This window comes from Pseudarthrobacter sp. fls2-241-R2A-168 (assembly GCF_030209335.1).
GTDB lineage: Bacteria > Actinomycetota > Actinomycetes > Actinomycetales > Micrococcaceae > Arthrobacter.
The window spans coordinates 212,724-224,198 of sequence record NZ_JARVSG010000003.1; the positions used below are offsets into that span (position 1 = coordinate 212,724).

Below are 11,475 nucleotides of genomic sequence, written 5' to 3' on the forward strand. Positions count from 1 at the left end.
GTGGTTGCATGGTGGGCATGGCAACCCAAGGAAGTTTTGTCTTAGCGATCGGAACCAAAAAAGGCCTGTGGCTGGCCACCAGCCCGGACAGGCGCGAATGGTCTTTCACCGGCCCGCATTTTTTGATGAGTGAGATTCCCAGCCTTGGGATCGACACCCGGGAAGGCCGCACCCGGATCATGGTGGGTGTCCGGAACGAGCATTGGGGGCCAACGGTGGCCCACTCGGACGATCTCGGCGCCACCTGGTCCGAGCCCGAACAGGGTGCCATCACGTTTCCCGAAGACACGGGCGCCGCACTGGAACGCATCTGGCAGATTTATCCGGACGCCGAGTCCCGCCCCGGAGTGGTCTGGGCAGGTGCGGAACCTATATCCGTGTGGAAGTCCACGGACGGCGGCGAACACTTCGAGCTGAACCGGGGCCTCTGGGACCACCCGCACCGCAGCGATTGGGGCGCCGGCTACGGCGGCGCGGCCGCCCACTCCATCGTGGTGCATCCCGCAGGTGAAACCGTCCACGTTGCCATGAGCACCGGCGGTGTCTACCGCTCGCTCGACGGCGGCACTTCCTGGGAGGCGCGCAACAAGGGGATCTCGGCCTACTTCATGCCCGATCCCAACCCCGAGTTTGGACAATGCGTGCACAAGATCGCAGCGGATGCCGCCGTCGACGGCCGCCTTTATGCCCAGAACCACCACGGGGTGTACCGCACGGATGACAACGCGGAGAGCTGGACCTCCATTGCCGAGGGCCTGCCGGCAGACTTCGGCTTCGTGATGCTGACCCACCCGCGGCGGGAAGGAACGGCCTGGGTGGTGCCGCTGAAGGCAGACGGCGAGCGTATCCCGCCCAACGGAGAACTGGCGGTCCACCGCACGGATGACGCCGGCGGCAGCTGGAGGAGGCTGGACAACGGGCTGCCCACCGGCGAGTACAACAGCGTCCTGCGCGACGCCGCATCGGTGGATACGGCGGAGCCGGCAGGGGTCTACTTTGGAACGCGCGGGGGTACGGTCTACGCCAGCGCCGACGAAGGGGAGACGTTTACGGAAGTGGCGTCGCACTTGCCCGACGTCCTGTGCGTGCGGGCGGCAGTGGTGGCCGGTGCCTGACATTTCGGTGGTGCTGCCCAGCATCCTGCAGCCACTGGCCGGCGGGCAGTCGGTTCTGACTGCGCCCGCCGACGGGCCCGTGACCGTGGCAAAACTGCTGGATTCCATTACCGCCGACTTCGCCGTGCTGGCCAGGCGGCTCCGGGACGAGACGGGAGCCTTGCGGCGGTTCGTGAATGTCTACGTGGATGGCGACGAGGTGCGCCGGCTGCAGGGCCTGGACACTGAAGTGGCGCCGGGCCAGGAGGTACTGGTCATCCAGTCAGTGGCGGGCGGCTGACACCACGGCCGGGCGCTCAGGGTTCGCAGAGCTGCGGGCAGTCCTTACTGACTACACCCGCAGCTGTGGCCTGGCTTCTCCGGCCGTACGGGGAGTCCGGCTCAGGCGACCCGCCATACGCTGCATTCGTCCGTATTGATTGCTTTGCGCAGGCCGGTGATCCTGTCCTGGATCCACACCACACCGATTCCCGGCGCTGTTTCCTGGACCCTGCCCCGGCGGATCACTACGTCGTCGTAGGAAGGGCCAACCGAGAGGCGGGCTTCAATTTCATCGCCGCGGCGGAGCTGGTCCAATGTGCGGACCCGGGTTACATGGGCTGCTGCTTTCTTCAACACGGCGGGACCTCCTGGCTGGAGCTGGTGCTGGCTCTTGCCTGCACTACCAGTGTGGAGGGGCAATGTTGCGCCCTGGTTTCCTGATGGTTAGGCGCGGGTTAGTTCTTTGGGCCGGAGCTGTTTCCTGCCAACGGCGCTACGCCGCCTCGCGGTTCCGGTAGGCGGCGAGGAACGTCGAGATCCGGCGGACGGCTTCCTCGATGTCCAGGACGGACGGGAGGATCACAAACCGGAAGTGGTCCGGGGTGGGCCAGTTGAACGCCGAGCCGTGGGATACCAGGATCTTCTGGTCCCTCAACAGGTCCAGCACAAACTGCTCGTCGCTGGCGATTGGATAGAGCTCAGGGTCCAGCCGGGGAAACAGGTACATGGCCCCCTCTGCCGGGACGCAGGTGATGCCCGGGATGGCGGTCAGCAGCTTGTGCGCGAGGTCGCGCTGTTCCCGGAGCCGGCCGCCGGGGCGCACCAGCGCCTCGATGCTCTGGTAGCCGCCCAGGCAGGTCTGGATGGCATGCTGGGCAGGAACGTTGGGGCACAATCTCAGGGATGCCAGCAGTTCCAGGCCCTCGCGGTACGCGGCGGTGGCGGCCAGGGGCCCGGTGACGGCGACCCACCCGGCGCGGTAGCCGGGCATCCGGTAGGCCTTGGACAGGCCGCTGAAGGTCAGGCAGCAAATGTCCTCGGCAACGGCCGCCGTGTGGATGTGCACGGCATCCCCGTAGAGCACCTTCTCGTAGATTTCGTCGGAGAAGAGGACCAGGTTGTGCTTCCGGGCCAGGGCGGCGAACTGTTCCAGGATGTGGCGGGGGTAGACGGCCCCGGTGGGGTTGTTCGGGTTGATGATCACGATGCCCTTGGTGCGGCTGGTGATCTTTGCCTCGACATCGGCCATGTCCGGCCACCAGTTCTCGGCCTCGTCACAGAGGTAATGGACAGGCGTTCCGCCGGTCAGGGTCACCGCTGCCGTCCACAGCGGGTAATCCGGTGCCGGGACGAGGATTTCATCGCCGTTCTCCATAAAGGCCTGCAGGCACATGGAAATCAACTCGCTGACCCCATTGCCGATGAAGACGTCCTCCACGCCGATCTGCATCAGGCCGCGGGTCTGGTAGTACTGCGAGATGGCCGTCCGGGCGGAGAAGATCCCCTTGGAGTCGCTGTAGCCCTGCGCGCCCCGCAGGTGGTGGATCATGTCCACCACCACCGATTCCGGCGTCTCCAGGCCGAACGGCGCCGTATCGCCCAGGTTCATCTTCAGGATCCGGTGGCCCTCCGCCTCCATGTTCTTGGCTGCCTGGAGGATCGGCCCGCGGAGTTCGTACCGGACGTTCTGGAGTTTGCTGGAATGTTGCATGGCGCGCATGGTTGATCTTTTCACAAACGCCCGCGGCCGGTGGCCCTGGTTACGGTGCCAGCCGGTCCCCTTTCCGGTGCACCCGGAGCCAGCGGAAACCGTAACGGCCCAGCTCCACCGTGAAGCCGCCGTCGGGCTCCAACGGCACGCTGCCGCCGTCGAACACGTCCAGCAGAGACGCATCCCTGAAAGCGCCCGCCGGTCCATCCGGGGCGCCCGCTGAGGCAGTGACCTTCACCGGGTCCGCCCCCAGATTGTGCAGGAGCACCAGCAGGCCGCCGTCCGAGCTGCAGGTGTGGGCGAAAACCGCCGGCTCGGGCTGATCGATGAGGGCGAAGCCGCCCCACCCCAGCTCGGCGTTCTCCCGGTACCGCAGGATCAGGGTGGCCATGAAGTTGAACAGCGAATCCGGGTCCCGCCTGGCGGCTGCCGCGTTGACGTGTTCCGGGCCGTACTCTCCCCGTGCCAGGGGAACGGCCAGGTCCGCCGCCTTCGCCGTGGAAAAGCCCCCGTTTTTCCCGTCACTCCACTGCATGGGGGTGCGCACGGCGGCCCTGCTCTTGAGCCGGAGGTCCTCACCCATGCCGATCTCCTCCCCGTAGAACAGCACGGGGGTGCCGGGCAGGGAGAACATGAGTGAGTACACCATCCGCAGGCGTTCCTGGTCGCCGTCCAGCATCGGTGGAAGCCGGCGGCGCAGGCCGCGCCCGTAGATCTGCATGTTCTTCGCGGGCCCGAAGGCGGCAAAAACCTCCCCGCGCTCGGCGTCCGTGAGTTTGTCCAGGGTGAGTTCGTCATGGTTGCGCACAAACATGGCCCACTGGTTGTCCGGGTGCAGCTGTGGACGGCTCTTGAGGGTCTCGGCCAGGGGCCGCGCATCCTGCCGGGCGAGCGAGAGGTAGAGGTGCTGCATGGACAGGAAGTCGAACTGCATGTTCAGTTCATTGCCCTCGGGGCCGCCGAAGTACTCCAGCTGTTCCTTGTACGGCAGGTTCACCTCGCCGAGCAGCACGGCGCTGCCGTTGCGGCGGTTAAGGAAGCTGCGCAATGCCGTGAGGTAGTCGTGCGGATCCCTGTTGGCGGCCTCGTCCTTGGGCTGGCCGCGGGTTTCGAGGAAGAAGGGCACGGCGTCCAGCCGGAAACCGTCCAGTCCCAGTTCCAGCCACAGGCCCATGGCTTTGGCAATCTCGTTGCGTACGGCGGGGTTGGTGACGTTCAGGTCCGGCTGGTGCTTGGCGAACATGTGCAGGTACCACTCGCCGGTGGCGTCATCCTTGTTCCACAGGGAGGTCTCCTCGCCGGGGAACACCACCTCAGCGGAGGTGTCCGGGGGTGTGTCGCTGCGCCACACGTAGTAGTCCCGGTACTTGTTGTCCTTGGACTTCCGGGCTTCGACGAACCAGGGGTGCTGGTCCGAGGTGTGGTTTACCACGAAGTCGGCGATGACCCGCATGCCCCGGTCCCGGGCGGCGCGGATGAACTCCACCAGGTCGCCCATGGTGCCCAGCCGGGGGTCAACGGTGAAGAAATCGGTGACGTCGTAGCCGTCGTCCCGATCCGGCGACGGGTAGAACGGCATCAGCCAGATGCAGGTCAGGCCCAGGGCTGCCAGGTAGTCCACGCGCTGGGTCAGGCCCGCGAAGTCGCCGCAGCCATCGCCGTCGTCGTCAAAGAATGTCTCCACGTCCAGGCAGTAGATCACCGCGTTCTTCCACCAGAGGTCCGACGTTTCGGCGAGCCTCATGCTGTAACGTCCGACGCCGGTTCGGCACCGGCCGCCGCGAACTGCGGGACCGCCGGGGTGCTGCTGCCGGGCGCGCGCAGCTGAGGCAGCACCTCCGCGGCAAACGTGTCGATGAACGGTGCCTGCTCCTGGCCCACAAAGTGCAGGTAGAGCTCGTCGAAGCCCAGCTCCGCGTAGCCGCCGAGCCACTCCACGTGCCGGTCCAGGCTTGCCGAAACGTTGACCGTTGTGCGGACCTGCTCCGCTGTCACGTGTTCGCCCACCGCGTCGAAATGCCCGGCTGTGGGCAGGTCCCAGGGTATGGGCGGAGGGTAGGTGTTGGTGCGCCACTGGTCCAGGGCAACTGCCACCGCCTCGTCCTCGCTCCCGGCCCAGGACAAATGGACCTGCAGGACAGCTTTGCCCGTCCCGCCGTTGTCCCGGTAGGCGGCGAGCATCTCCTTGAGGGTGGCGGCTGGCTGGTTCACGGTGACCAGGCCGTCCGCCCAGGCCGCCGCACGCCGGGCCGTGTCCACGCTGACGGCGGGCGCGATCAGTGGCGGCGGGGTCTCCGGGACGTCCCAGATCCGTGCCTGCTCCACTGTCACCAGGCCGCGGTGGGTGACCTCCTCGCCGCGGTGCAGCCGCCGGATCACCTCCACACACTCCTCCAGCCGGCGCTGGCGCACGTCCTTGGCCGGCCAGCCGTCACCGGTGATGTGCTCGTTCATGTTCTCGCCGCTGCCCGGGGCGAACCAGAAGCGGCCCGGGAACATGCTGGCCAGGGTGGCGGACGCGTGGGCGATGATGGCCGGGTGGTACCGCTGGCCGGGCGCCGTCACCACGCCGAACCGAAGACCGGTGGTGGCCAGCGCGGCTCCCAGCCAGGACCAGGCGAAGCCGGAGTGTCCCTGCCGCGCACTCCACGGCTCGAAGTGGTCCGAGCACATGGCCGCATCAAAGCCGGCGCGTTCCGCGTGCTGGACGTCCTTGAGCAGCTGGCCTGGGCTGATCTGTTCGTGGGAGGCGTGGAAGCCGACAGTAACCATCGTTAATCTCTACCTGTCCGGCGTGGGCTGTGTCGAGGGCTTCCCTCCGGTGGCAAGCCCCGCGGCGGGGCTGTTGACGGCAGGCCGGCACTTGTCGGATAAGTTTGTAACTTGTAACACTGCGCTCGGCGTGAGCCTGCGCAGGCGGACGCGGAAGGAAGTACCACTTGTGGGCGGTGTGCTGATCGGGCTGGCGGTGATCGGCGTCGTGATTGCAGTGGGCTACATTGCCGCGCGGTGCGGGCTGGGCGGGGAGCCCACTGTCTCGGCGCTGACCCGCACGGCCTTCTTCATCACCAATCCGGTGCTGCTTTTTACGGTGGTCCTGGACTCGGACCTCACCGTGGTGTTTTCCGCCTACGTTCCGCTGGCCCTGATCACGGCAGCCGCCACGGCCCTGCTGTACGTCGCGGCCAGCCGCCTGTGGTTCCGCCGGCCGCTTGCCGAGACGGCCATCGGGGCCATGGCCAGTTCCTACGTCAACGCCAACAACATCGGCATCCCCATCACGTTGTACGCCTTGGGCGATGCAACCCCGGTGGCCCCCGTCCTGCTGGTCCAGCTGCTCCTGTTCGCCCCGCTGGTCCTCACCCTGCTGGACCTCTCCGAAGCCGGGCGGTTCTCGCCGCGACTGCTGCTCACGCAGCCCTTCCGTAACCCCATGATCATTGCATCCCTGCTGGGCGTGGTCCTGGCCGCGCTGAACGTGAAACTTCCTGATCCGGTGATGGCACCGCTGGTACTGCTGGGCGGGGCGGCTGTCCCGGTGGTCCTGCTGGCGTTCGGCATGTCCCTGCACGGGAGCCGGATGCTGCAAAGCGGTGGGCACACGGCGGAAATCCTTACCGCCACCGCGCTGAAGTCGGCGGTGATGCCGCTGGTGGCGTTCGTCGTCGGACGTTTCCTGTTCGACCTGGAGCCCCACATGCTCCTGGGCGTGGTGCTGATGGCGGCGCTGCCCTCGGCCCAGAACGTGTTCCTGTTCGCCGGCAAGTACGGGCGCGGGGTTGCGGTGGCCAGGGAAACCATCCTTCTCTCGACGGCGGCGGCCGCCCCGGCGCTGATCCTCATCGTTTGGCTGCTGGCAGCGTAGCCCTGGTCTTCTACCAGCGGCAGTCTTCCGCCGGGGCAGGTTGCCGGGCAAGAATGGGCAGCATGGAACTTCCCGTGATGCCACCCGTCCCGCCCATGCTCGCCAAGGCCGTCAGCGGCATCCCTGAAGGAGACCTCAGCTACGAGCCCAAATGGGACGGGTTCCGGTCCATCATCTTCCGCGACGGCGACGAGCTGGAGATCGGCAGCCGCAACGAAAAGCCCATGACCCGCTACTTCCCCGAGCTCGTGGAGGCGCTGAAGGAGAACCTGCCGCCGCGGTGCGTGGTGGACGGTGAGATCATCCTGATCGGAACCTCGGGCGACCGGCTGGATTTCGACGCCCTCCAGCAGCGGATCCATCCCGCCGCCAGCCGGGTGAAGCTGCTGGCGGCGCAGACTCCGGCCTCGTTCGTGGCGTTTGACCTGCTGGCCCTGGGCGAGGACGACTACACGGGCCGGCCCTTCACGGACCGGCGGGCTGCACTCGAGAAGGCGCTCGCCGCCAGCAAAGCCCCCATCCACCTCACGGCGGCCACCACGGACAAGGACACTGCCAGCCAGTGGTTTGAGCAGTTTGAAGGCGCGGGGCTGGACGGGATCGTGGCCAAGCGCCTGGACGGACGGTATGAGCCGGACAAGCGGGTGATGTTCAAGACCAAGCATGAGCGCACCGCCGACTGCGTGGTGGCCGGCTACCGCCTGCACAAGAGCGGGCCGGATGCCATCGGCTCGCTGCTGCTCGGCTTGTACAAGGACGACGGCGGCCTGGCCAGCGTGGGCGTGATCGGCGCCTTCCCCATGAAGCGCCGCCAGGAGCTGTTCGAACAGCTTCAGCCGCTGGTCACCGACTTTGATAACCACCCGTGGGCCTGGGCAAAGCAGGAGGATGGTGAGCGGACTCCGCGCAACGCCGAAGGCAGCCGCTGGAGCGCCGGCAAGGACCTGTCCTTTGTGCCGCTGCGCCCGGAGCTGGTGGTGGAGGTCCGGTACGACCACATGGAAGGCGACAGGTTCCGGCACACCGCGCAGTTCAACCGCTGGCGGCCGGACCGGGAGCCGGAATCGTGCACCTATGAGCAGCTGGAGGAACCGGTCAGCTTTGACCTTGCCTCGGTGCTGGAGACCGGACGGCCGTAGCGTCCAGGACACTCCACAGCCCGTCCGCACGGCAGGGGATCGAGGCTTCCACCAGCGCCTGGCTGTGCGGGTGCCGCGGCGCCGCGAAGAAGTCTTTCGTTTCAGCCACTTCCACCACTTCGCCCTCAAGCAGGACAGCCACGCGGTCGCACATGTACCGGACCACATCCATGTCGTGTGAGATGACGATCAGGGAGAGGTTGTGTTCCCGTTGCAGCCGCAGCAGGAGGTTCAGGATGGTGCGCTGGGTCAACGCATCCAGGGCGGACGTGGCCTCGTCGCAGATCAGGACCTGGGGTTCCAGCAGCAGGGCACGGGCAATGGTGGCCCGCTGCAGCTGCCCGCCGGAGCACTGGCCCGGCCGCTTGTCCAGGAGCGCCGCGTCCAGTTCCACCTCGGCCATCGCGGCGGCGATCCGCTCATCGCGCTCTTCCGGCGACAGGTCGCGGCGGGGGCGCAGCGGTGCCTGCAGGCTGGTGCGCAGGGTCATCCGCGGGTCAAAGGCGCCGTGCGGTTCCTGGAACACCAGTTGGACGGCGGTGGCCTGCCGGGCGCCGGTTGGGTCCAGGTGCCGGGTAATGGATCCAGTGCTGGCGGTTTCCAGACCGACGATGGCCTTGGCCAGGGTGCTTTTGCCTGAGCCCGACTGGCCCAGCACGCCCAGGATCTCGCCGCGCCGCAGGGTCAGCGAGACGTCCTGCAGCGCGGTATGGCCCTGTTTCCGCCGCGGCCCGAAGTGCTTGCCCACGCTGTCCAGCACCAGGACGTCCCGTTCGGTAGACGGCGGACGGCGGCGGGACTCGGGCGCCAGCCGTGCGGCGGCCAGCAGCTCACGGGTGTAGGAGGTTTGGGGCCGCGTGAGCACGTCACCGGCAGGACCGGCCTCCACAATGCTGCCGGCGTTCATCACCAGCACCCGGTCCGCGTAGGCGGCCACGGACGCGATGTTGTGCGTGATGTACAGGATGCCCAGGCCGCGTTCCCGGCGTTCCCTGTCCAGCAGCTGCAGGATCTGGCGTTCGAGCACCTTGTCCAGCGCCGACGTCGGCTCATCCGCCAGCAGCATCCCAGGCTGGCCTGCCAGCGCCAGGGCCGTCATGGCGCGTTGGGCCATGCCTCCGGAGAGCTGGTGCGGATAGGCCCGGGCGCCCTTGGCCGGATCTGCGAAGCCCACTTCGTCGAGCAGTTCCACGGCCTTGCTCCGTGCCATGGCGCCCCGCAGGCCGGCATGCAGGCGGAGGGGTTCCTTGAGGTGCTGCCCGATGGTCCGGTTCGGGTTGAACATCCGTTTGGGCTGCTGGAACAGCATCCCCAGCCTGCCGCCGCGAACGGAGTTCAGTTCCTGTTCTGACGCGCGGGTCAGGTCGAGGCCGCCGAGCCGGATGGAACCGCCGGTGATGCCCAGGCCCGCGGGCAGAAGCCGCAGGCAGGACATCGCCGTCAGTGTCTTGCCCGAACCGGAACTGCCTACCAGCGCAACGAACTCGCCGGGCTGCACGGACAGGGAGACATCGGAGAGCAGGGGCCTGCGGGAAGTCCCGCCGTCGGGCCCTTGATGGCCCACCTCCAGCCCCTCCAGGACCAGCCCCGGGTTCAGCGGGCTCATTTTTCCGCCGCCAGGGGCAGCAGCAAAGGTGCCTCGGCCATGTGCGCCGCGCGCTGGCCGATCAGGGTGACGCAGAGCGCCACGACAAAAATCACCAGGCCCGGCGCGAGGATCCCCATCGGTGCCCGGTCCGCGAAGGGCTGCGCGGCCGCCAGCATGGAACCCCAGTCCGACTGCGGCGGCTGGACGCCCAACCCCAGGTAGGAGAGGGCGCCCACGCTGATGAGCAGGTGCCCGAAGCGCAGGGTTGCCTGCCCCAGGATCGGTGCCGCGAGGTGGGGCAGCAGGTGCCGGAAGATAATGAACGACGGCGGGCAGCCCACCACGCGGGCGGCCTCCACAAAGCCCCGGGTTGAGACGTCGTACGCGAGGGTTCGGGCCAGGCGGGCGAAGGGTGTCCAGCCTGTCACTGTCAGGGCGAGCAGCAGCGGCCCAAAGCCCGTGCCCAGCGCCGCCACGATGAACAGGGCTACCACCATTTCCGGCAGGGCCAGCAGGACGTCGTTGGTGCGGGTCAGGAATTCATCCACCCAGCCCCTTCGGCGCGCGCTCAGGATCCCGATGGCCACGCCGAGCAGGCAGGTCAGCACCGTGGCCAGCGCCGCCACGGACATGGAGAACTGGCCGCCTTCGAGGATCCTGCTGAGGGTGTCCCGGCCCAGGTTGTCCGTTCCCAGCCAGTGCTTTGCCGATGGCCCGGCCAGGCGCTCGGCCAGGCTCTGCTCGGCCGGGGGATAGGGCGAGATCCATGGCGCCAGCAGCACAGCCAGCACAATAATGGCCAGGACGGCGGCGGCCACCGTGGAGACGGTAAACCGGCTAGGCAAGGGTTCCTCCCACCGTACGGCTGAGGAAACGGTGGACGAAGTCCGCCAGGGTGGTCACCCCGACGGCGAGGGCCACCACAACCACCACGCCGCCCTGGGCCAACGGGATATCGCTGTTCACAACGGCGTCGAAAAGCAGCCTGCCCATCCCCGGTACGGCAAAAATGACCTCCACAATGACCGATCCGCCGAGCAGGCCGGCGAACCACACCGCGAACAGGGTGGACAAGGGCACCAGGCCGTTCGGCACCACGTGGCGGAGGATCGCCTGACCGTGGCTCAGGCCCCGGGCCCTCGCCGCCGGCACGTGCTCTGCCGCTGCCGCATCGACGATCCCGGCGCGGACCGCCGAGGTGAAGAAGCTGATGGGCCGCAGCGCGAGGGTCAGGGCCGGCAGCACCGCGGAGGAGAGGTCGTTCCAGCCGGCTGTGGGCAGGACTGACAGTTTCAGCGCGAACACCAAAACCAGCACCGGAGCCACCCAGTATTCCGGCATGGCGATCAGGGCCTGCGTCACCGCTGTGATGGCCTTGTCCGCGCCGCTCCCGGGACGCAATCCGGAAATGATTCCCAGCGGGAGTGACACGGCGGCGGCCAGGACCAGTGCCATGTCCACCAGGCTGAATGTGACGGACAGCGCCGGCAGCACCTGCTCCACCACTGGTGTGCGGCTGGCGAAGGACAGGCCCATGTCGCCGCTGAGGAAATCCCCGAGCCACCGGAGGTACTGGACGGCCAGGGGATCGTTCAGGCCGAGGCTCTCGCTGAGGCCCTGAACGGAAGCGTCATCAATGGCATCGCCCGCCACGCGTGAGCGGATAATCTTGCGCACCGGATCCCCGGGCGTGAAGTAGGGGATCAGGAAGACCGCAAAGGAGGACACCACAACAGCGGCCACCAGGGTGGCCGTCCGTTTGGTGATGAACTGCAGCATTCGCGGCGGGCTTCGGG

The 11,475-nt window shown here is 67.4% G+C and carries 11 protein-coding genes; 4 read left to right on the top strand and 7 right to left on the bottom strand.

The window, feature by feature from the left end:
• Window positions 1–8: 8 nt before the first annotated feature.
• Window positions 9–1,115, top strand: a complete 1,107-nt coding sequence (locus QRN11_RS01595; RefSeq protein ID WP_285249596.1) for a WD40/YVTN/BNR-like repeat-containing protein — start codon at window positions 9–11, stop codon at window positions 1,113–1,115.
• Window positions 1,108–1,395, top strand: a complete 288-nt coding sequence (locus QRN11_RS01600) for a MoaD/ThiS family protein (RefSeq protein ID WP_091419479.1) — start codon at window positions 1,108–1,110, stop codon at window positions 1,393–1,395. The genes QRN11_RS01595 and QRN11_RS01600 overlap by 8 nt, the downstream gene beginning before the upstream one ends.
• 101 nt (window positions 1,396–1,496) lie before the next feature.
• On the opposite strand, the gene QRN11_RS01605 is transcribed toward QRN11_RS01600, so the two are convergent.
• The 4 genes from QRN11_RS01605 to QRN11_RS01620 all read right to left on the bottom strand — a co-directional run bounded on the left by QRN11_RS01605 (window position 1,497) and on the right by QRN11_RS01620 (window position 5,859).
• Entirely contained in the window at window positions 1,497–1,733 is a 237-nt protein-coding gene (locus QRN11_RS01605; protein WP_091419481.1) for a hypothetical protein, read from the bottom strand.
• A 136-nt stretch (window positions 1,734–1,869) separates the two neighbouring features.
• Window positions 1,870–3,096, bottom strand: coding sequence for a pyridoxal phosphate-dependent aminotransferase (locus QRN11_RS01610; RefSeq protein ID WP_091419482.1), 1,227 nt, complete (start codon window positions 3,094–3,096; stop codon window positions 1,870–1,872).
• Between the two features lie 40 nt (window positions 3,097–3,136).
• Window positions 3,137–4,831 carry an alpha-amylase family protein gene (locus QRN11_RS01615; RefSeq protein WP_285249597.1) on the bottom strand — a complete coding sequence of 565 codons (1,695 nt, stop codon included), beginning with the start codon at window positions 4,829–4,831 and terminating at the stop codon, window positions 3,137–3,139.
• Window positions 4,828–5,859, bottom strand: a complete 1,032-nt coding sequence (locus QRN11_RS01620; RefSeq protein ID WP_285249598.1) for a TIGR03885 family FMN-dependent LLM class oxidoreductase — start codon at window positions 5,857–5,859, stop codon at window positions 4,828–4,830. Before QRN11_RS01620 ends, QRN11_RS01615 begins: the two co-directional genes overlap by 4 nt.
• 169 nt (window positions 5,860–6,028) lie before the next feature.
• Between QRN11_RS01620 and QRN11_RS01625 the strand changes: the two genes are divergently transcribed.
• The gene (locus QRN11_RS01625) at window positions 6,029–6,952 is read left to right on the top strand and encodes an AEC family transporter (protein WP_285249599.1); all 924 of its coding nucleotides are present in this window, start codon (window positions 6,029–6,031) and stop codon (window positions 6,950–6,952) included.
• A 62-nt stretch (window positions 6,953–7,014) separates the two neighbouring features.
• Window positions 7,015–8,091, top strand: coding sequence for an ATP-dependent DNA ligase (locus tag QRN11_RS01630; RefSeq protein ID WP_285249600.1), 1,077 nt, complete (start codon window positions 7,015–7,017; stop codon window positions 8,089–8,091).
• On the opposite strand, the gene QRN11_RS01635 is transcribed toward QRN11_RS01630, so the two are convergent.
• From QRN11_RS01635 to QRN11_RS01645, 3 genes are read right to left on the bottom strand one after another with little or no spacing between them, the layout of a single operon-like run.
• Entirely contained in the window at window positions 8,048–9,697 is a 1,650-nt protein-coding gene (locus QRN11_RS01635; RefSeq protein ID WP_285249601.1) for an ATP-binding cassette domain-containing protein, read from the bottom strand. The two genes, QRN11_RS01630 and QRN11_RS01635, sit on opposite strands and share 44 nt — an antisense overlap.
• Complete coding sequence (locus QRN11_RS01640; RefSeq protein ID WP_285249602.1) at window positions 9,694–10,524, bottom strand: ABC transporter permease; 831 nt, start codon at window positions 10,522–10,524, stop codon at window positions 9,694–9,696. The genes QRN11_RS01635 and QRN11_RS01640 overlap by 4 nt, the downstream gene beginning before the upstream one ends.
• Entirely contained in the window at window positions 10,517–11,458 is a 942-nt protein-coding gene (locus QRN11_RS01645) for an ABC transporter permease (RefSeq protein WP_285249603.1), read from the bottom strand. Before QRN11_RS01645 ends, QRN11_RS01640 begins: the two co-directional genes overlap by 8 nt.
• Window positions 11,459–11,475: the final 17 nt, after the last annotated feature.